Genomic DNA, 21703 nt, shown 5'->3' on the forward strand with positions numbered 1-21703 from the left:
TCGAGGCCTGGGCGTCGATCAAGAGCTTCAAGCCCAAGGATCAGGGCGGCAACGATCAAGGGAAAGATCCGCCGCCGCCGTCCGGGAGACCGTCAGGGCGAAGGCGCTGGCCGGTCCGGGCGCCCCTCCGGGGCCGCCGGGCTGCTGTCCGCCCGTGGCCGGAGCCGTGCCGAACGTGGGCGTCCCCGTGCTCGCGAAGGTGATGCTGTGCGCGCCGCGCGTCAGGGTCGTCATGCCGTTGGCGTGCGCCTCGACGTAATCGGCCCGCGTCGTGCCGGGCGCGAGTTCGATGACGTCCTGCGGGCGCAGCGTTCCGACGATGGTGTCCGTGCCGCCGCCGGAGCGGAACACGATGCGGTGCGCCGATGTCAGGCCGGAGATGTCGACGGTGTCGTTCCCCACGGTGCCGTCGATGGTCACGGTGTTGAGGTTCAGGCTCGTCGTCGAGAAGTTTCCGATCAGGAAGACGCTGTCGCCCGCCCCCGCGTTGGTCGGCGGATTGGGGACCGAGACCGCGGCGGTCCCGATCCGGATCTCCTCGATCTCCTGCAACTCGGCGATGACGGTGGTGACCGCACCGGCGCCCGTCCCGGTCGTGCGGGTGACGACGATCTCGGTGCCGGGGCTCAGGGTGGCGACGTTGTTGCCGGCGACCTGTCCCCAAGCCGCGACCGTGTAGACCCGGAAGGTCTCGGCGAGACCGAGGGTCCCGTTGACCACGAAGGTGTCCCCCACGGCCCCCTCGGTGCCGCCCCGCACCACGTCGCGCCCGTCGTTGGCGACGAGGGTGATGGGTCCCAGCGCGGCGCCACCGTTCCAGGTCACGACGTCGTCGCCGGCTCCCGCATCGATGGAGTCGTTGCCGGTCCCGCCCTGGAGGGTGTCGTTCCCGGCCGCGCCGTTGATGGTGTCCGCGCCGGCTCCACCATCGACGAAGTCGTCGCCGGCCCCGGCATTCACCGTATCGTTGCCGCCGTTGCCGAGGATGCGGTCGGCGCCCGCCGTGCCGTTGATCGTGTTGCCGGCGCCGTTGTCCACGATGTTGTCGCCGACCACCTCGGTCGGTGCCGAGAAGACCCGCTCCGAATAGCCGCCCTGGTCGGTGAAGCTCACCGCGACGCGGACCTGGAACCCGACCTGGGCCTGCTGCGGCGTGAAGGTCTGGCCGGTCGCGCCGGCGATGTTCGTCCAGGTCCCGGCGGCCGACAGGAATTGCCACTGGAAGCCGAAGGTCGTGGGCAGGCCGTTCAGGTCGGCGATGCCCGCCACGGTGGCCCGCAGCGCCGAGAGTTCCGTGGGGGTCGTGTCGTCGACGGTCGGCGCCCCCGTCGCGGGCACGTTGGCGAGGAAGACGGCCCCGTCCGCGAACTGCGCCCGCTCGATGTTGTGCAGGGTGTCGATGCCGTCCGAAAACCTCAGGGTCGGGCTGGCGGCGAAGCCGGTGTGGTCGACCCGGAAGCTGCCGTCGCCGAGGTTGGTGATGGTGTAGTTCGCCCGCACGTCGGAGAAGACCGCCGTGTCGACGTCCGGCCCGGCCCCGGCGTCGAGGATCTCGCGGACGATGTCGAGCTGGCCCGGATTCACGGCCCGCGTCATCAGCGCGGTCTGCAGGCTGATCCCGCCGAGGTAGAGCGGGCCATTGCCGCTCGCGAGCCCGGCCGGTGTCGTGAACATCTGGCCCGCGAGGCTGTCGGCGGTCGCCAATTCGGTGCCGCCGGCGTCACGGATGCTGATCCGCACGTTGAGCCAGCGGTCGCCGTCGATGATGTCGTTGCCGGCCCTGCCGGTGATGGTGTCGCTGCCGGCGCCGCCGAGCAGGATGTCGCCCCCGTTCTGGGGATCGAACACGGTCGTGTCGGGAGCCAGGCTCGCGAAGGGCGCGGCGTCGCTGCCGACGGTCTGACCGCGGATCGCCCCGGGGGTCAGCTTGAGCAGGGCCTCCAGGCCATCGATGAGGGCGACGTTCTGGGACAGCAGCATGCTGTCGGTCGCCGGCCCCCCGACGATGCCGCCGGCAGGGTCGCCGACCGCACCGGTCGGCCGCTCGGTGCCGATCAGGGTATCGTCGTGCTTCCAGCCCGAGGCACCTTCCACGGAATCGTTGCGGTCGCGAAGGGTCAGGGCCTGCTGGTTGACGAAGCGGGAGATGCCGAGGTCGATGGTCCCGTCGTTCGGGTCGCCCTTCTGGATCGACCAATCGAACCCGAGCATGCCGTTGTTGCGCTGGATCCCGGAGCCCTGGACCATGATGTCGTCGCCGGACTCGCCGTCGTAGTCGGTGTCGTTGCCCTGTCCGTTGAGGACGTCGTGGCCGATGATGATGCTGTTGAAGAACAGCTGCGAGTTCTCGCCCGAGAGGCTGTCGAAGCCCTCGCCGCCCTCGATCCAGTCGTCGCCCTCGTTGCCCATCAGGTTGTCGGCGGCACTGCCGCCGAGGACGAAGTCGTCCCCGCGCCCGGCGAAGACCTCGCCCGGATCGGTCGAGTGCGTGATGAAGTCCTTGCCCCCGCCGCCGAACAGGATGTCGAGGCCCGGTCCGCCCGAGATGGCGTCGTTGCCCTCGCCGCCCCGGATGAACTCGTCGCCGAAGGGATCCTCGATGACGTCGTCGCCGTCGCCGCCGAAGATCTGGTCGGATTCCATCCCGCCGTTGAGGTAGTCGTCGCCGCCGTCGCCCCAGAGGGTGTCGATCCCCTTGTCGCCGATCAGGCGGTCGTTGCCCTCGGTCCCGCCGAGGACGACGTGCTCGCCGCCGCTGAACTTCAGCATCCCGCCGTCGGCGTGCCCGTCGCCGTCGACGTCGGCGCCCGGTGCGACGCGGACGACCTTGGGGTCGAGGATTTGGAGCAGCAGGTCGTCCTGCACCGGGTCGTCCCCGACCTGCTGGACCTCGTTCAGTTCGAGGATGTGGTCGGCGCGCCCGAACAGCGCGCCGTTGAGGTGCGAGGACCCCTCGTCACCGAGGTCGGTGTTGCGCTGGACCAGGGCCGAGAAGGTGTTGGCCTCCAGCTCGTTGAGGAGGTTCATGCCCTGCGTGCGGCTGAGATAGTAGAAGCGGTCGCCGTTCTGGAGGTTCTCCATCTGCGTCTCGAAGACGAAGTTGAAGGTGTTGCCCAGCATGCCGCCGAACTCCATCTTCTCCTCGGCGAGACCGCCGATCCAGAAGTCGACGTCGTTCAGGCCGGAATTGGCCGCGTTCCAGGCGCCCGTGCCGGTGATGAAGTCGAGTCGATCCGCGGGCGGGGCGATGGTGTGCGCGTCGTTCACCAAGGTCGACGGATCGTCCGGCACGTCGACCGAGACGCCGAACACCAGGGCGGTCGCCGCGGCGCGCTTGCCGGCGAGGGTACTCTCCTGGGTGATGAGATCGTGGTCGCCGTAGGCCGCGATGAAGTTGATCACCGAGGCCGGGTTCTTGATGTTCTGGGCGAAGTCGACCCAGCTCGTATAGGGCTTGAGCTTGGCGTCCGCGGTCATCGCGTAGAATTCCGCGCGAGCCTCGTTGAGGGTCGGCACGCCCTGTTCCCTCGAGCGCGCGATGTTCAGCGTCGCGAGGTCGAGCGGAAGCCCGAGCAGGTTGTTGCGCAGGGCATCGACCACGAACTCGTCGATCTCGTTGCCGATCTGCCGGGTCATGCCGCGGATGATGGCACCCGCCGCGGCCTCGGTGCCGACGCCGCTCGCCGTGAAGGCCACCGGGTTGAGGAACGCCTCGATCAGGCCGAGCTCCTGCGTTCCGGCGACGGTCAGGTCGGCGTCGACCGGCGCCATGTCGAACCCGATGCGGTCGACGGTGTCCGCCAGCATCGAATGCCCGAACCGGTAGACGACATGCGCGAACTCGGCCGTGATGGCCGGGTTGAGGTCGGCGCTGTTCGTGAACACGAACGGGTCGACGTTGGGCTGGACCGTCCGGGCGAATTCCTCGAAGACGAGGTGCTGGTACTGCATCTCGGTGACGAACTTGGCGGCCTGGAACAGGCGTTCCCCGTCCCATTGCAGGGCGGCGACTTGGTCAGGGGTGGTCGGCAAGGCGGTCAGGTCGACCCGTAGCCACTCGTTGAGGAAGGCGAGGTCGCCCGAGGCCAGGATGGTCTCCTTGTTGGCCTCGACCAGTCGGTTGTGCTCCGAGTGGAAGATGGTGTGGACCGCGGTCAGCCCGATGTTCTCGTTGCCGCGCCCGTCGCCGGTGATGAAGTGCCGGTCGAGTAGCTCGTTGTCGTAGGCGAGGCTCGCCCCGGTTCGAGGATCGACGCCGATCGCGTTGCCGGTGAGCGTGTCCGCGTCGGCCGCCACCGCCTGCCCGTGTGAGATGGGATCCGCGGTATGGGCGATGTCGTCGAGGAAGGCGTGGCCGGTCATGACGGCGCCGACCGTGCGGATGCCCTCCGCCGTTCCTTCCTTGAACCACGTGGTGGGATGGGTCGCGTCCGGCTCCATCAGCATCTGCGCGTAGCCGTGAGCGCCCGGGACGAACTTGCCGTAGGGGTCGGTCATCAGGACGGGCACGTTGTGGATGTCCGTGTCCACGAGCTCGATGCCCAGCATCACCTTCGCCTGCGCCTTGACCTCCGCCCAGTTCGCGATGGCCTTGCCGTCGGCACCGCCGTTGAGGAGGTTTCCGGTCGCGAGGGTGACGGGATTGGCGACGCCGTCGGCCGGGGTCACGTCGACCCGGGCATACTCGCGCAGGAAGACCTGATGCGAGGGATGGGAGGTGTAGGTCTGGTTCTGGTCGATCCATGGCGTGGTGGTGTTGACCGCGGTGCGGATGTCGTCCGCCGTGCCGGGCACGCCGTCGGCGCCCGGCCCCACGGCTGGCGTGGCGCGGGTCAGGACCATGAAGCGCTGGGACGCCGGCAGGTCGTCGGCGGTGCCGAGCACCCCGTCGCCGCCGGCGATCAGCGGATCGTCGGGCATCAGCGGAACGATGACCGAGCCGTTCCTGCCCTTGGTGACGAGGTCGAGCCCGTGGTCGAAGAACTGCCCGAACAGGGTCATCCAGCCGTTGAAGGGCGGAGACAGGCCGATATCGGGCGACTGGTTCGGGATGAAGGCGACTTCCGTCGCCGTCGGGATGTAGCCGGCGGGAGGGGCCTCGCCGCCATGGGCGGCGGCATAGGCGGCCTGCGCGATGGGATTGGCGAACCAGGCGGCCACGGCCGCCGGGTTGTGGGGGCTCATGTCCACGACGAGGTTGCTGGCCGTCCGGATGCTGGTGTCGATGACCGTCCCACCGACGCTGTAGTCGTTGTTGGTCAGGCCGTTGAAGGAACCCGTGCCCTGGGAATACTGCGTCGACAGCAACCGCGGAAACGGCTGGTCGGCCGCCCCGAGAAGACTCTGGCCCGGCAGGAGGTTGTTGTTGCTTCCGTCGACCGCCCGCAAGCCGGCGGGCAGCAGGGCGGCGTCCGGTCCGATGATCTCCTGGAGAGTCCGCGTATTGCCCGGCGCCGCGAATTCCTCGGCGATCCGGATCTGCGCCAGGATATGACGGAGGTCGTTGGTGTCGACCGTGAAGGTGACGGACATGGCGGTCTCCATTGGCCATAGGGATGCGGCAGCGCAGGCCATGGCTCGCGGCTGGGTGGAAGGGATTCCCGTCCGGGCTCACGCCGTGGCGGAGACCGACTTCAGTTTCGCGGGGCTAGGGGGCGTCGGGGCGCAAGGCGGACCGACGCCGTCGACCGAAGGCCGTTCGGCGCCGCAAACCCCGAGCGGCATCTCGAACGTCGCGTCGGGCGAAACCGGCGCGTGCCGCAGGGTCGCGTGCAGCGCGAGAAGCTGATCTGCCTGTCATCGCTTGCTCCCATGAACCGCGCTCAAGACCACGACGTTCGCCGTTGTGCTGCTCGACAGTTGCTGGAGCGAACCTTGCATGATTCAACCCCGGAGTGATCAGTAAAAAAACCCTTACCTACTTGGAAAAAACCTTCCCATGCGGGTTTTTCCTTCAGGGCAAAACACCGAGCCGGCTCGCGCGCCTGTCGGTAAGGATGGTGAGCTACGAAACTGGAGCGGTTTCAGCCCGCCTGGCGGCCGCGGCAGGCCATCGTCTCGATGGCTTGGGCATCGAAACCGAGGGGACGTCGCTCGAATACGCCTGGAACTCGCTCGGTGGCGCGCGCAATCGGGACATGGGCGGTCGATTGGTCGTCTCGCACGCCGCCGTGTTCCCGGTCCGGCTGTCGCAGGAGGCTTCAGGCGGAGGCTTCCGGGAAATCGAGGCAACGGTCACAGGCCCGGTGTTTCCGGCACCGGGCTTCAGCCCACTTCGCGTGGCCGGCCCGACGCACGTCATTCCCTCGGGGCGGCGTTGGACCTGCGACGGCTGGAATGCGGCAGTCACCTTCTCGAAGACGCGGTCTTCCGGCCGTTCCCGATCATCAGGCACTGACGGGGTGCGTGGTGGGCCCGGCAGGACTCGAACCTGCAACCAGACCGTTATGAGCGGTCGGCTCTAACCATTGAGCTACAGGCCCCACGAACGTTTCCGTAGAGGGAAAGGCCCCCGTCCGTCCAGTGCCAAGCGGTGCGGTCGCCCGGTTTCCGGTCATGCCGGTCTTGCGTTCCCGGAGCCTCCGCACACGAGCGGTTCACCGGTTGGTCGCCGACGAGACGAGGGTGAGCTTCGGCGGGTCCGCGGGCTCGGCCGCGAGCCGTCGAAAAATCCCGAGCACCTGCTCGGGCGAGGCCTGCGTCGCGGCCCCGTTGGCCACCTCCTCCTGGGACCACATCCACGTGCGTGCGGGATCGCTCCGCATGGCCCAGGCGGGGAAAAGACGCTCGGACGCAGGCGCATGGGACAGGCGATGGATCTCGAGATGCCGATCGTCTCTGACGATGCGCGCATACGTGTTGTCGATCGCGTCCGCTTCGCCCTCCAAAAGCTGGAGATAGATGTCCCCACGACAGATCAGAGCGCCGGTCAGACCGTCCCGCATGTTGCAGCGCCGTGACTGGGTCAGGATGCTGTCCAGGGTGGATTGATCGAATCCGAACGGACGGGAGGCATAGACGAGTTGCACGAGGTTCATTGTATCCGCCTCCCATCGGGTCGGGTCCGAAACCTCGGCATCACGCGGAAGAGGCGGCCTTGGCGCCAGGCCGGAGCCTGTTTTCGAGACCGATGTCGAACAGTCTCTGCGCTAGCAGGACGGCCGTCGGCGCGTCGACGGCCGAGGCGTCCGCTCCGACACGCTCGACCAGGTCGGGCTTGTCGAGGAAGACAGGACCGCCCACCATGATGCCGACCGACCGGTTCCGTGAGACCTCGCGGATCGACCGGATCGAGGCCGTCAGCCCATCGATGCGCGTCTCGCAGCTCAGCGTGAGACCGACGACATCGAATTTCCTGGACCTCACGAGCTGTGAGATCTGACTGGGGCTGGAAGCCAAACCGCTCGCGACCTGCCATCCGGCGACTTGGAGGAACTGTTCGACGACGGCCACGCCAAAGGTGTGCAGTTCCCCCGGTGCCCCCATCAAGAGGGCGGCGCGATTCTCATCGTAAGATGGCACATTCGGCTCGGATCTGTATTGCGAGAGAAGCAGTTGGAGGCGAGCGACGCCCACGGTCACCTCGATGAAGTCGCAGAGATCTTCGTCCCATAAGCGTCCGAGCAACGAGGCCGCAGGCGCAAGAAGTTCGAGGAACATGCTCTCGGCGGAATGGCCTTTCGCCAGGTGATCTTTGACGGCGTCCGAGGCTGCCGCGAGGTCCGAACCGAGGAGGAGCTGCGTGAAGGCTTCGATCTGCTGTGCATCCGGTTTGGCGAGCGGAGCGCTCGCCGCGGGCGCAAGCTGCGGGTGAAGCAGCTTCAAACGCGGGATGATGTCTGTTTCGACGATGCGGCTGAGCGCGAGGGCGCGCTGGCGGCTTTCCTCTTCCGTGCGTTTGCGGGCATAGGCGAGCCGAACCTCCGAGACCCAACCGGCTTGACGCGCCGACGGATCGATCCACGCAGCGGTGGACGAAGCGAGGTTTGACATGGTCCGCTCCCCAGAACTCACTTCCTTTGCAGGGGGCGCTTGTCGGTCGATGCCGTGCACCTCTTGGCCACATCAGAACGCCGCTTCGAAGGAATGTAAAGGAGGGTGCGGAAAGTTCCTGGTTCGGAGTGTGCCTGTCCCGAACTGCGAACCGGAGATGGGTGCGTTCTCTTCGCCCCGTTCGTGGACTTCATGTTCAGAAATACAAGATCAATCGTAAGTCGACCGATGGCGGCCCGGCGCTGCTTGGACTAGGCTCGCCCGAGGGAATTCAGAGGACCGGAGTCGAGGTGCTTCAGAATCCGCGTCAGGGCCGCGACATTGTCTTTGTCTTCCGTGCTTTCGAGTGCGTCCTGTAGGACGAGGCGGATATCCTCGGATTCGACCCGCTCCATGTCCCAATTCGGATAGAGACGTTCGCGGTCTTCCTCGCTCTGGCTGAGCGTGACGATATCGTGATGGCGCGGATCGCCGTGCAGGCTCGCAATGAGGCCTTGCATCTGGGCGGCCGGCCCCTCGATCCATTGGAAGAAGATCCCGCTGCCGAAAACCAGAACGCCGGTGATGCCGCGTGCAAGATTGTGCCGCTGCGCCGACTCGACGATACGGCCGACCTCCGCGTCGTCGACTCCGTCGGCGGCACGGCTGCAGTAGACGAAGTGATACAGAGCGGTCGAAGCGCCCTCGTCCAACTCGGCGCCACGGAGAAAACCGTATTCGTCCAACATGGGGGACCATCTCCGGAGATGCAGGACGGGCCGTCGAGACCGGTGCGTGGACGGCACGATAGCGCATCCGACCCGATTTGAAACCGGACTCGGCCACCGAGGTCGTTGCGCGTTCGGCTCCGCGATGCGCCCGCCGGCGCATTCACCCGCGGCCGATTCCATGCGCCGGGGAGCAGGATGCATCGCCTCCTGTGCGAACCCGGCGGCGACACGGCCCGCGAGGCGGCGACATGGGCCTCGTAGCGGCCGCAGCGAGGCCGCTCCGAACCTCTCGCGACGGACGTTCGACCCTGGACTAGAGGTAGCTGAGGCCCGGCCAGGCGGCGCGGCGCTTCAGGCCGACCATCCAGCGGCAGGCGAGCCAGAGCGGCGGGACGAGGGCGGCGGCGATCAGCCAGATCTGCGCCGGAGCCCCTGCCTCGATCCGGCCGGAGGGGCCGGCGAAGCCGAGCATGAGGGCGCCGTCATGGAGCAGGCGCAGAAGCCAGAGATGCGCCAGATAGAAGAACAGCGGCGCCCCCCCGAAGGCCCGCAGAACCCCGAGGCTTCGGGCCGGCAGGGTCTCGAACAGGGCGAGGAGCCAGAGGCCGAGGCCCAAGGTCAGCAGCAGGAAGTCGGCCGAGGGCGGATACTTGGTCAGGTTGAAGAAGGAGAGGGCCGTCAGGAGGAGCGTCGCCCCCGTCTGCCACGGCACCGGCTCGCCGTAACCGTTGAAGCCCCGCAGGATGAGGAAAGCGGCGAGCGCCGCACCGCCGAGCGCCAGGAGCCCCGCGCGGCGGCTGGCCGGCCGGACCGCTCCGGCGAAGAGCGGCCCGAGGGCGTAGCCCGCCGCGATCACGCCGAACCAGGGCAGGACAGGATAGGAGGTGCGCGCCACGCCCCAGGGCAATCCGATGACGCCGCGCTGGTGCAGGATCGACCAGAGCACGTAGCCGGTGTCGCCGGATCGGAGCACGAGCCCATCGAGCAGGTTGTGGCCGAGCATCACCGCGAAGGCGAAGAGGATCAGGCCCGCGCGCGGCAGCCAGAGCAGGGCGGCCAGCGCCACCATGCTGAGGCCGATGGCCCAGATCACCTGCAGGTAGAGGATCGGCGGCGCCAGACTGCGGGTCCAGGCGAGGCTCACCAGCGTCACTTCGAGAAGGATCAGCAGGAGGCCGCGCTTGAGCAGGAAGCCGCTGGCCGCACCCCGGGCGCCGTGCTTCCGGGCGTAGAGGCTGGCCGAGAGTCCGGTGAGAAGGATGAAGACCGGGGCGCAGAGATGCGAAGTCAGCCGCGTCAGCACGAGATCGGGCGGGGTGACGGCGAGGTCCATGGGGTCGCGGACCTGGGCATGCAGGTAGACGAACTCCCGCACGTGGTCGACGAGCATGAGCAGCATGACGAGGCCGCGCAGGGCATCGATCGAGACGATGCGGGCCTGCGAGAGCGGGAGGGGTGTCGAGGCGCGCTCCGCCATCAGAAGCGTGCCGTCACGCTGACGGTGAGCCGCCGCGGCTCGCCGACGCCGACCCAGAAGCTGTTGTAGGAGCGCTCGTAATAGGTCTCGTCGAAGATGTTGTCGACGTTGATCCCGAAGCGCAGGTTCTCGTAGCGGTAATAGGCCAGCGCATCCGTCAGGACGTAGCCCGGCAGGCGGAAGCGTTCGTTGCCGCTGTCGCCGAGGCGGGAGCCGACGGCCCGGAAGCCGCCGCCGATGCCGAAGCCCGTCCAGTCGCCGGCCTGGACCTCGTAGATGCCGAGCAGGGAGCCGCTGTGGCGCGGGATGTTGAGGAGCGGCGAGCCGACCCGCAGGACCTCGTCGCGGGTGACCGCCGCGTCGATGAAGGCGTAGCCGCCGATGATCCGGAACTCGGGCGTGACCTGTCCGACCAGGCCGACGTCGAAGCCCTCGCTGCGCACGGCACCGGCGGCGATCTGGAAGAAGAAGTCCGCCGGGTCGGTGGTCAAGACGTTCTGCTTCTCGATGTGGAAGGCGGCCGCCGTGACGCTGAGGCCGTCGAACAGATCGAGCTTGGCCCCGACCTCGTAGGCGAACCCGGTCTCCGGCGCGAAGGGCCGGGAGGCGCTGTCGAAGCCGGTATTGGGCCGGAACGAGGCGGCGACGTTGCCGTAGAGGGCCAGGAACGACAGCGGGTGGTAGACGAGCCCGGCGCGGGGCGAGAACCCGGTGCGGTCCTGCTCGGTTCGCTCGTTCGCGACCTTGTCCCGGAAGGTCTGGTTGTAGAAGTCGGTGCGGTTGCCGATCAGCAGCTTCCATTCCGGGCTCAGGGCGATCTGGTCCTGGAGGTAGACCGCCGTGTTGCCGACGTTCTCGCTGGCGCCGTAGCGGCGCGTGAAGGGCGGCTTGGCCTTCCCGTAGACGGGGTTGAACAGGTCGATGGCGAAGGGATCGAGGTGCGGGGTCGAGCGCTGCAGGTTCTCTGTGCTGTTGTAGCGCTCATGCTCCAGGCCGAGCAGCAGGGTGTGGGCGAAGGGCCCGGTCTCGAAGCGACCGGTGAGTTCGGCCTGGCCGATGGCGACGCCCCAGGTGAAGTCGTGGCGGCGGAACTCGCGCAGGAGCGTGCGGCCGTCGTCGAGGATGCCGGTCGCGCCGGTCTGCAGGCCCGTGAGGCTGCCGGTGTTGACGTGGCCGGCGACGCGCAGCTGCCAGTCGGTGTTGAGGGCGTGCTCCAGCCGCACCTGCAGGAATGCGCTCTCGGAAACGGAATCGTCGCCCGGCTCGCCGAAGAAGCGCGAACGCGGGACGAGGCCGAGGCGATCGTTCACCGCGACGGTGCCCCGGTCGAAGGTCTGGCGGTTGCGCAGGTATTGCGCCTCGAACGTGATCTTGGTGTCGGGCGTCACCTGCCAGCTCACCACGGGCGCCACCAGAACCCGGTCGCCGTCGACGAAATCGCGAAAGCTGTCCTGGCGGGCGAGGACGCCGTTGAAGCGGTAGAGGACGCTGCCGTCCTCGTTCAGCGCGCCGCCGGCATCGACCGTGGTCCGGGCGGTGCCGAAGCTGCCGAACAGCGTGCCCATCTCCACGAAGGACCGGGCCACCGGCTGCTTCGTCAGGATGTTGACCGTGCCGCCCGGGTCGCTGCGGCCGTAGACGGCACCGGCCGGACCTTTCAGGACCTCGATGGACTGGACGTTCTGGGTGTCGGGCGCGCCGTTGTAGCCGCGGGCGATGTTGAAGCCGTTCTGGAAGATGTCCTGGGTGGCGAAGCCGCGCACCGAGTAGAGCGCGAGGTTCTGGGCGCCGAAGTCGTTCTGCTTGCCGACCCCCGGCACGTAGTCGAGGGCGCGCTCGACGCGCGTCGCGGCGGTGTCGACCAGGACTTCGCGCGGCACCACGTCGACCTGCTGCGGCACGTCCCTTCGCGGCGTCACCGTCTTGGTCCCGCTGTAGAGGTCCGGCACCCGATAGGTCGGGGTGGCCGTCAGGGTGCCCTCGACGGAGAGGGCGTCGAGCACCACGGCGGTCTCACCGGAGCGCGTCCCCTGGGCCGCAACGGCGGAGGGGATCGCGCAGGACAGGGCCAGCGCGGACCAGAACGGATTCGATGGACGATGGGACAAACGGACGGCCTCGGCAGTGGCACGTCACCGCGAACGAGGCCGGCCCGTTCGCGGTCCGCGAACGCCCCGACACCCGCCGGGGCACCCCGCCCAGCGCGTCTCGCGTGTGACCACGACTGACGGCAGGTCTCCTGGCTCGCGGGTCACGGCCCTCTCATCGTCTTCCCAGGCCCGAGGACCCAGTGACGTGTTGATGATGGGCTCGCCGCTTACAGTTGCGGGGGCAGCCGCGGCCTCGGGCCTGCACCCTCACCGCGTTCCCTTTTGATCCTCCGGGGAGGAACCGTCGAAGACAAGGAGACCGAAGAGACGGTTCGCCGTCAATCGCACTCCGAGGCTTTCCCATCGCATGTGTTCGGAAGGCGACAAGACGGCGTTCACGAAGATCGTCCCACGGCTCTCCCGCGTCTCGACGTCTTCGATTCCGAGCAATCCTTCGGGAAGCGACCCAGCAACCACGCCGCATCGTGCGATCCGTCCGTCGGCCAGGCACGAAAACGCACCGCGACGGCGGCCTTCATCGCGTGAAGCCGATGGGGACGCCGGTGTCGGGGTGCCGGAAGATCCCCATGCGAATCCCGTAGATGGCTTCGAGGGAGTCCGGCGTGAGGAGGTCGTCCGGAGAGCCGCGCCGAATGAGGCGCCCGCCGTGGAGGGCGAGGATCTCGTCGCAGTAGCGGGCCGCCAGGTTGATGTCGTGTAGCACCACCAGCACCGTGACGTCGCGCGCGTCGGCCAGGCGCCGGACCAGGGCCATCACGTCGACCTGATGTGCGACGTCGAGGGCCGAGATCGGCTCGTCGAGGAGGAGGCAGCCGGCATCCTGCGCCACCAGCATGGCGAGCCAGACCCGCTGCCGCTCGCCCCCCGAGAGGCTGTCGACGAGACGCTCGGCGAAGGTCTCCGTATCGGTGAGGGCCATCGCCTCGGCGACGATCCGGCGGTCGGCGGCCCCGACCCGCCCCAGGGCTCCGTGCCAGGGATAGCGGCCCATGGCGACGAGCTCGCGCACCAGCAGTCCCGGCGCCTGAGGCGTCGCCTGCGGCAGGTAGGCGACGGCGCGCGCGAAGGCCCGGTCGCCCCAGGCATCGAGGGGGCGGCCCCGGAAGCTGATGCGGCCCCCGCTCGGGCGCTGCTGGCGACCCAGCAGCTTGATCAAAGTCGATTTGCCGGAACCGTTATGCCCCACGAGGCCGACGACGCCCCGGCTCGGCAAATCGAGGGTGAGCGGGGCGAGGAGCTGCCGCCCGGGCACGGCGAACGACACCCCGTCGAGCCGGTAGCCCACCGCGTCCCCCGCCGGCGGGGCGGCCGCGGGGGCATCGGCGGGTGGAGAGGCCGTGGCGATCATCCGGGATGGTCCGTCGAGGCGTGCGGTCGGGCGGGCGGGATCAGGCCGAGACGCGGGCCGGGGGAGCGTCCCTCAGCAGCGCTTGCGCGATCTCTTGCCCGCGAACCACCAGGATGGAAAGCAGGGTGTCGCTCAGGCCATGGCTCTCCTCGCTGAAACCCTGCAGGTAGATGGCCGGCTCGAAACCGGGCCGCGTCCGCAGCCGGTAATCGCGATCGACGCCCCCGTCCGCGAGATAGGGCGCCAGGGCCGGCATCAGGGACTGGACCCGGTCGCGCCGATAGCCGGTGGCCAGGATCACCGCGTCGTAGCGGTCCCGGCGGCGGGCGCCCGCGGCCTCGTCGAGGAGATCGAGCGCGACCTGCGGTCCGTGGTCGGTCACGGCCTCCACGCGGGTCCGCCGGTGCAGGGCGTGCCGGACCGTTCCCACGACCTTCTGCTGGTAGAGGATCTCGTAGATCCGGGTCAGGAGGTCGCCGTCGATCACCGAATAGTTGGTGCCGCGAAATTCCTCGATCAGCGCGCTGCGCCCCGAATCAGGCTGGCCGTAGACGAAGTCGGTGAAGTCGGGATTGAAGATCTCGTTGACGAAGGGGCTGTCGTCGGCGGGCTTCAGGGCCTGGCCGCGGAAGATCATGTCGATCCGTGCGCCCGGCAGCCGGCTCTGGAGGTCGAGGAATAGCTCGGCGGCGGTCTGGCCGGCGCCGATCACGGCGATGCGCGGCGCGGGGCCGGCGAGGGACAGCGCGTCGATGCTGCGAAGGTAGCCGGAGGAATGGAACACGCGCGGATTGCCCCGGGAGCCCGCGAAGGCCTCCGGGATGCGCGGCTCGCCGCCGGTGGCGAGGACGACGGCCCGGGTCCGGCGGCGGCGCTCGCGCCCGGCGCCGTCCGCCGAGCGGACGACGAGGTGGCGCACCGTCTCGCCCGTCCGCTCCGGCTCCACCGCCAGGACGGTCTCGCCGTAATCGCACCGGTCGGCGAAGTGAGACGCCACCCAGCGCAGGTAGTCGTTGAACTCGATCCGGCTCGGATAGAACGACTTCCGGTTGATGTAGTCGGTCAACCGGCCGTGCACGTGCAGGTAGTTGATGAAGCTGAACGGGCTCGTCGGGTCGCGCAGGGTGACGAGATCCTTCAGGAACGAGATCTGCATGCCGCTGTCGGGTAGCAGCATGCCGCCGTGCCAGAGAAATTCGGGCTGGCGCTCGAGGTAGCGCACCCGTGCGGGGCGCCCGCTCCGGCTGCCGGCCTCGTCGAGGGCGATGGCGAGGGCGAGGTTCGACGGGCCGAAGCCGATCCCGATCACGTCCTGCACGGTGCCGTCCGGTCCCTGACCGGCGAAGGGGAAGGCCTCCGCCTCGGGGACCGGTCTCCGAAGGCCCAGGGCTGCGTCGGACCGATAGCCGTCCGTCATGCGGCGGCTCCCAGAGCGCGCCCTGCGACGGTCGCGTCGTCCCCGCACGCGGGCTGCGCCTGCGGCAGGTTCGGCGCCCACAGCCGCTCGCCGAAGAAGCGCTCGCGCAGCAGCATCACCAGGGCGGCGCGCTTGTGCGGAAAATCGAAGGTCTTGATGCGGGCGAAGCCCGAGCGTTCGAGGTTGCGCAGCTGCTGGACGTGATCGGCCCGGGGCTCGCCGACGATCCGGTCGGTGCGCGCATCGTCGAGGAAGAGGGCGTGCATCAGCGAGGGCAGCCAGGCGGAGACGTAGGCCCGGCCACGGAACCGGTCCTCGCCCACCAGCACGTGCCAGCCGCGATCGTAGTCGCGCACCTCGTAGAACGGCGCGAGGCGGTTCTCCTTGGCCCAGTACACCTCGAAATAGCCGAAAGGGTCGTCGCCGAAGCTGCCGATCAGGGGGAGCATGTGCGGATCGGCGATGAGGCCGGCGAGGTAGGACGCGTGCTTGGCGCGGGGACCCGCCTCCGCCCAGACCGCGTCGACGCGCGGGTCGTTCATCCAGCGGTGCAGCCGGTCGACGTCGTCGAGGGTCGCCGCCCGGAACGAGACGGACTGTCCGAGCCAGGGGATGAAGCGCCGATAGAGGAGCCCCGTGGGCTTGGGCGCCCGCAGGGGATGGCGGCGTCCCTCGGTCATCACCGGCATGGCGGGAAAGTCTCGGCGCGACGGGTTCGCGAGCCAGGGCTCGGGGCGCTGCCAGAGCAGGGTGGCATGGACAGCGAGGGCATCCCCGTCACCCACCGCGAGGCCCGCTTCGCGCAGGGCCGGCATGAGATCCGGGGCACCCGGGAGATCCAGGCCGATCCGGTCCTGGTCCGGATGAGACGCCGAGATCGCCTCGAACGCGGCCATCAGGGCGGGCCGTGCGATTTCGGCGTCCAGGCCCTCCCCATCCTCGAGGGTGAGGCGGACGGGGCCGGTTCCGGACAGGCGCAGGCGCAGGGCCGCGCGCTCGTCCGCCACGACGCTGAGCTGTTCGCCGTCCCGGTGGACGATCCGGGGCCGGCCGGTCGCTTCTCCGGCGCGATAGGGTAGGGGGGTTCGCAACATCGGCCTCGTCTTCGCTGACAGGTCTGCACACCGGCAGAGTTTCCCGCTGTCAGGCGCGGACCGCCCCCGATCGCGTCGGGGACGCAGCACCTGTTGCCCATGAGGACGCCGGGCCGCCGCCGTGATTTAGGCCCGGCCCGCACTTTTTTTCGCGGTGTCGGACTAAATTCACGCCGGCCCTCACCGTCCTGCCTAGCGAGACCGCAGCGTTCCGGGAGCAGGCCCATGGCCATCGACGACAGCGAAGCGACGTTCCTCGTCGTCCTCAACCAGGAGGAGCAGTACTCCATCTGGCCGTCCTTCCGGCCGGTGCCGCAAGGCTGGGCCGCCACCGGATTTTCCGGGACCCGGGCCGACTGCCTCGCCCATATCGACGCGGTCTGGAGCGACATGCGCCCGGCCTCGCTGCGGCGCGCCCTCGACGGGGACGCTCCGGCACCCCGAACCTGAGCCCGCCGCCGCTCCCCAGCCTCGCATGTCGTCAGGAGATCCGATGACCGTCGTCGTCCCGCGCGCTCCGATCACGGTGGCCCCCGCCCGCGATTTCGTCCGCCACCTGCGCGGGCTGGCCGAGGCCCACGGCCCGGTCGCGGCCCTGCATTTCCTCGACGATCCGGCCTCCGGCGAGATCACGGTGAGCTACGCGGGCCTCGACCGGCGCGCCCGGGCCGTCGCCGCCCGGCTCCAGGGCCATGCGCTGCCGGGCGACCGGGTCGCCCTGATGCTGGAGACCGGCCTCGACTACGTGGCGGCCTTCTTCGGCTGCCTCTATGCCGGCCTGATCGCGGTGCCGGCCTTCCCGCCCGAGGCGCGCCGGGCCCAGCATCAGGCGCGCCTGTCGGCGATCCTGACGGATTCCGAGCCGGCGGTGATCCTCGTGCACCGGGAGGCCGGCGACATCGTCCGCGCCATGCCGGGGGCCGGCGTTGCCGTGGTCGTGGGCGTCGAGGACATCGCGACGGCGGAGGCCGAGGACTGGCGCGAGCGTCTGCCGGAGCCGGACGGGATCGCCTTCCTGCAATACACTTCCGGCTCCACGGCCTCGCCCAAGGGCGTCGTGGTCGGCCACGCCACCCTGATGGCGAACGAGCGTGCGATCCGCGACGGCTTCGGCTTCCGCGCGGACGACGTGATGGTGAGCTGGCTGCCGCTCTACCACGACATGGGCCTGATCGGCGGGCTGCTGCAGCCGATCCATGCCGGCATCCCGGCGGTGCTGATGTCGCCCAGGCACTTCCTGGGGCGTCCCGCCCGCTGGCCGGAGGCGATCCACCGGCATCGCGGCACGGTGAGCGGCGGACCCGACTTCGCCTTCCGGCTCTGCCACGACCGCGTCGACGACGAGACCCTGGCGCGCCTCGACCTGTCCTCCTGGCAGGTGGCCTTCTCGGGCTCCGAGATGGTGCGCGCCGCGACCATGGCGGATTTCGCCGCGCGCTTCGCCCCCGCCGGCTTCGACCCGCGCGCGCTCATGCCCTGCTACGGCCTCGCCGAGGCGACCCTGTTCGTCACGGCGGGCCGGCGCGGCACCGGCCTGCGCAGCCTCCATCTCGACCCCGGGAGCCTCGCCCGGGGCGAGGCACGGGAGACGGCGAGCGCGGAAGCGAGCCGCCTCGTCGAGTGCGGCGTTTCGCAGGAGGACCATCCGGTCCGGATCGCCGACCCGGCCGGGGCCTTCCTGCCGGAGGGCGTCGTCGGTGAGGTCCGCGTCTCCGGTCCCAGCCTCGCCCAGGGCTATTGGCGCAACCCGGCGGCGAGTGCCGAGACCTTCCCGGAGGTCGAGGGCCGGCGCTGGCTGCGCACCGGCGACCTCGGCTTCCTGAGGGCCGGACGGCTTTTCCTGGTGGGCCGGGCCAAGGACCTCATCATCCTGCGCGGGCAGAACGTCTATCCGCAGGACGTCGAGCGCGTGGTCGAGGCGGAGGTCGACATCCTGCGCCAGGGCCGGATCGCCGCCTTCGGCCTGGAACGCGAGGGGCGCGAGGGCATCGGCGTCGCCGTGGAGGTCTCGCGCAGCGTCCAGAAGCTGGTGCGGCCCGAGGCGCTGGCGGCGCTCGTCGCGGAGGCCGTGGCCGACGCCTTCCTGGAGACCGCCCGCGTCGTCGTGCTCCTCAATCCGGGCGGCCTGCCGCGCACCTCCAGCGGCAAGATCCAGCGCGGTGCCACCCGCCAGGGCTGGCAGGCGGGCAGCCTCGATGCCTACGCGGTGATCGAGGATGGCCGGCCGACCGGGGCGCGTGCCCGGAAGTTGGGGGAGCTACCCACGGCCCTCACGCCCACCGAGGCGCTCGTGGCCGGGCTGTTCGCCCGGGTCCTCGGACGGACGGAGCAGGATCGCGACAGCCACTTCTTCGCCCAAGGGGGCGATTCCCTCGGCGCGATCCGCCTCCTGACCGAGATCCACGCCGCGACCGGGCTGTCCCTGCCCGCCGCGACCCTGTTCGCCCATCCGCGCCTCGGCGCCCTCGCGCAGGCCCTGGACCGCCTGCGCGAGACCGGCGGCGCTCCGGCCGCGATCCCGCGCGCGGATCGGTCGGGCGCGCTTGCGCTCTCGCCCGGCCAGGACCGCCTGTGGTTCGAGGCCGCCTACGGCGACGGCCCCGGCCACCACATCGCTGGCGGCCTGCGCCTCGACGGCCCCCTCGACCGTGCGGCCCTCGAAACCACCCTGTCCGCGCTGACGGCGCGCCACGAGGCGTTCCGCACGCGGCTGCGCCGACGCCCGGACGGACGGGCCGATGCCGTGATCGATCCCGTGGCCGCATCACCCGACCTGCCGCAAACGGACCTGTCGGGGCTCGACGATCCGGCGCGCGAAGAAGCCCTGGCGGCGCTCTCGCACGCCGAGGCGGAGGCCCCCTTCACCCTCGATGGCGGCATCCTCGCCCGGTTCCGGCTGGTGCGCTGCGGCCCCGAATCGCACGTGCTCCTCATCACGATGCACCACCTCGTCTCCGACGGCTGGTCGATGCGGGTGATCCTGCGCGAATGGCCGGCCCTCTATGCGGCGGCTCGCGAGGGCCAGGCGGATCCCCTGAAGCCCCTGCCGATCCAACCCGTCGACGTGGCGGCTTGGCAGCGCGACCCGGCCCGGGAAGCGGCGCGCGCCGAAGATCTCGCCTGGTGGCGCGCGCGCCTCGGTGGTCCGGAGCCGGAACTCGTTCTGAGCGACCGCGCCCGCCCCACCGAGACGGCGTCCCCCGGACGGCTCGCTGTCCGGATCGATCCGGCCCTCGGCCGCGGCGTGGCGGAACTCGCGCGCGCCACAGGCACCTCGCCCTTCGCCGTGCTGACCGCCGCCTTCGCCCTGGTCCTGAGCCGCTTCGCAGGGACGCGCGCCCTGCGCCTCGCCCTGCCGGTGGCCGGGCGCCAGCGCCCGGAAACGGAGGGCCTGGTCGGCCTCTTCGTGAACACCCTGGTCATCCCGGTCGAGATCGACCCGAGCGGCGACGGGCGCGACCTCGTCGTTCGGGTCTGGTCCGTGCTGGCCGAGGCGCAGGCCCATGCCGAACTGCCCTTCGAGCGCCTGGTGGAGGCCCTGCAGCCGCGGCGCCTGCCCGGCCGCGCGCCCCTGGCGCAGGTCATGATCAGCCAGCAGCCGACCGGGCTCGGCCCGCTCGGGGAGGCGGGCGGCCTCGGCCTCACGGCTTTCGGGCGGGATACCGGCAATCCGGCCTTCGACCTCGTCCTGGAAGTCGCGGAGCACGCGGAGGCGTTCGCCTGCACCTTCGCCTATCGCACCGCGCTGTTCGACCCCGGCGCGGTCGCGCGGATCCGCGACGGTTTCCTGCGTCTTCTGGGGGCCGTGGTGGCGGAGCCGGCGCGGCGGGTGGACCTGCTGCCGCTCGTCACCGAACAGACCCGCCTGGCCCTGTCGGCGCCCTATCCGGGACCGCTGCCCCTGGCCGACGACCTCCTGCCCGGCCTGATCGCGCGGGCCGCCGCCGCACGCCCCGACGCCCCCGCCGTGATCTGCGGCGACACCACCACCGCCTTCGCCGCCCTCGACGCCGACGCCGACCGCCTCGCCCACGCCCTCGTCCGGCGCGGCGTCCGGGCCGAGACGATCGTCGCCGTCGCCCTGCCGCGCTCCGCCCGCCAGATCGCCGCCTTCCTCGCCGTCCTGCGCGCCGGCGGCGCCTTCCTGCCCCTCGATCCCGGCCTGCCCCCCGCCCGGATCGCCGCCCTCCTGGCCGACGCCGAACCCCGCCTCGTCCTCGGCGACGCCGACACCCTCGCCCGCCTCGCCCCCGTCCCGGGCCTGCCCGAAACCCTCGACCTCGACGCCCTCCATCGTGACGCCCGCGACCGAAATACCCGCGACCCCGCGAGCCCGCCCGCCGGCGCACCCGACGTGCCCCTCCACCCCGACCAGATCGCCTACGTGATCCACACCTCCGGCTCCTCCGGCCGGCCCAAGGGCGTCGCCGTCGCCCACGGCCCGCTGGCCGCCCATGTCCGCGCCACCGGCGCCCTCTACGAGACCGGACCCCACACCCGCGAACTCCACGTCCTCTCCATGAGCTTCGACGGCGCCCACGAGCGCTGGATGGTGCCCCTCGCCTTCGGCGCCTGCCTCGTCCTCAAACCCGACGGCCTCTGGACCCCGCGCGAAGCCCTCGACGCCATGGAGCGCCACCGCGTCAGCCATGCGGGCTTCCCCACCGCCTACATGCACGCCCTGGCGATCGAGGCCGCCGCCGGTCCGCCCCCGAGCCCGCGCTCCTACGCCTTCGGCGGCGAGGCCCTCTCGCGCGAGAGCTTCGGGCTCATCGCACGGGCCTTGCGCCCGCGCTTCCTTGTCAACGGCTACGGCCCCACCGAGACGGTCATCTCGCCCCTGGCCTGGAAGACGAACGGGCAGGCCGGCGTGGAGGACGCCTACGCGCCGATCGGCCGGGCGGTCGGCCCGCGGCGCGCCCTCGTCCTGGACCCGGCCCTGGAGCCGGTGCCGGTGGGCGTGACGGGCGAGCTCTACCTCGCCGGCGCCTGCCTGGCGCGGGGCTATCTCGGCCAGCCCGGACAGACGGCGGCCCGCTTCCTGCCCGACCCCTACGGAGCGCCCGGGGCACGGCTCTACCGCACGGGCGACCTCGCCCGCTGGCGGGCGGACGGGACGGTGGCGTATCTCGGGCGGGCGGACGCGCAGGTGAAGCTGCGCGGCTTCCGGATCGAACTCGGCGAGGTCGAGGCGGCCCTGCTCGCCCAGGAGACCGTGGCGGGCGCCGCCGCCGCCCTGCGGGACGGGCCGGCCGGTCCGCGCCTGGTCGGCTACGTGGTGGCGGCCCCCGGCGCGGCGCCGGAGGAGGGGGCCGTGCGGGCGGCCCTGGCGCGGCGGCTGCCGGACTACCTGGTGCCGGCCCGCATCGTGATGCTGGCGGCCTTGCCGCTGACGCCGGGGGGCAAGCTCGACCGGGCGGCCCTGCCGGCGCCCGCCGACGGCCCCGCCGAGGCGGCGCCGGCCCGCCCCCTGAACGAGACCGAGGCCACGGTCGCCCGCATCTGGGCCGAGGCCCTCGGCCTGCAAACCATCACCCCAGACCAGAACTTCTTC

The 21703-nt window shown here is 70.3% G+C and carries 11 protein-coding genes, 1 tRNA gene and 1 riboswitch; of the genes, 2 read left to right on the forward strand and 10 right to left on the reverse strand.

Features of this window, described 5'->3' with window-relative positions:
- Positions 1-27: 27 nt before the first annotated feature.
- The 10 genes from ACLBWX_RS21445 to ACLBWX_RS21490 form a co-directional block, all read right to left on the reverse strand.
- A complete protein-coding gene (locus ACLBWX_RS21445) occupies positions 28-5532 on the reverse strand; it encodes a peroxidase family protein (RefSeq protein ID WP_447678990.1) in 5505 nt (1834 codons plus the stop codon).
- Positions 5533-6406: 874 nt separating this feature from the next.
- Positions 6407-6482 (reverse strand) — tRNA-Ile (locus tag ACLBWX_RS21450).
- 114 nt (positions 6483-6596) lie between these two features.
- The gene (locus ACLBWX_RS21455) at positions 6597-7037 is read right to left on the reverse strand and encodes a BLUF domain-containing protein (protein ID WP_447678991.1); all 441 of its coding nucleotides are present in this window, start codon (positions 7035-7037) and stop codon (positions 6597-6599) included.
- Positions 7038-7077: 40 nt separating this feature from the next.
- A complete protein-coding gene (locus ACLBWX_RS21460; RefSeq protein ID WP_447678992.1) occupies positions 7078-7992 on the reverse strand; it encodes a cobalamin B12-binding domain-containing protein in 915 nt (304 codons plus the stop codon).
- Between the two features lie 251 nt (positions 7993-8243).
- Complete coding sequence (locus ACLBWX_RS21465) at positions 8244-8720, reverse strand: BLUF domain-containing protein (RefSeq protein WP_447678993.1); 477 nt, start codon at positions 8718-8720, stop codon at positions 8244-8246.
- A gap of 295 nt (positions 8721-9015) precedes the next feature.
- On the reverse strand, positions 9016-10179 hold the full coding sequence (locus tag ACLBWX_RS21470) for a DUF1624 domain-containing protein (protein WP_447678994.1): 1164 nt from the start codon (positions 10177-10179) through the stop codon (positions 9016-9018).
- Complete coding sequence (locus ACLBWX_RS21475) at positions 10179-12287, reverse strand: TonB-dependent siderophore receptor (RefSeq protein WP_447678995.1); 2109 nt, start codon at positions 12285-12287, stop codon at positions 10179-10181. The genes ACLBWX_RS21470 and ACLBWX_RS21475 overlap by 1 nt, the downstream gene beginning before the upstream one ends.
- Before the next feature lie 104 nt (positions 12288-12391).
- Positions 12392-12590, reverse strand: a riboswitch (cobalamin riboswitch).
- A 214-nt stretch (positions 12591-12804) separates the two neighbouring features.
- Complete coding sequence (locus ACLBWX_RS21480; protein ID WP_447678996.1) at positions 12805-13638, reverse strand: ATP-binding cassette domain-containing protein; 834 nt, start codon at positions 13636-13638, stop codon at positions 12805-12807.
- A gap of 40 nt (positions 13639-13678) precedes the next feature.
- Positions 13679-15055 (reverse strand): lysine N(6)-hydroxylase/L-ornithine N(5)-oxygenase family protein, encoded by a 1377-nt coding sequence (locus ACLBWX_RS21485; RefSeq protein WP_447678997.1) that lies wholly within the window; start codon positions 15053-15055, stop codon positions 13679-13681.
- On the reverse strand, positions 15052-16149 hold the full coding sequence (locus ACLBWX_RS21490) for a GNAT family N-acetyltransferase (protein WP_447678998.1): 1098 nt from the start codon (positions 16147-16149) through the stop codon (positions 15052-15054). The genes ACLBWX_RS21485 and ACLBWX_RS21490 overlap by 4 nt, the downstream gene beginning before the upstream one ends.
- 225 nt (positions 16150-16374) lie before the next feature.
- Between ACLBWX_RS21490 and ACLBWX_RS21495 the strand changes: the two genes are divergently transcribed.
- Together ACLBWX_RS21495 and ACLBWX_RS21500 are read left to right on the forward strand one after the other, a co-directional pair.
- The gene (locus ACLBWX_RS21495) at positions 16375-16599 is read left to right on the forward strand and encodes an MbtH family protein (protein ID WP_447678999.1); all 225 of its coding nucleotides are present in this window, start codon (positions 16375-16377) and stop codon (positions 16597-16599) included.
- A gap of 43 nt (positions 16600-16642) precedes the next feature.
- Positions 16643-21703, forward strand: a 5061-nt coding sequence (locus tag ACLBWX_RS21500; RefSeq protein ID WP_447679000.1) for an amino acid adenylation domain-containing protein, incomplete at its 3' end; no start/stop codon positions are given.

The organism is Methylobacterium sp. M6A4_1b (assembly GCF_053345175.1).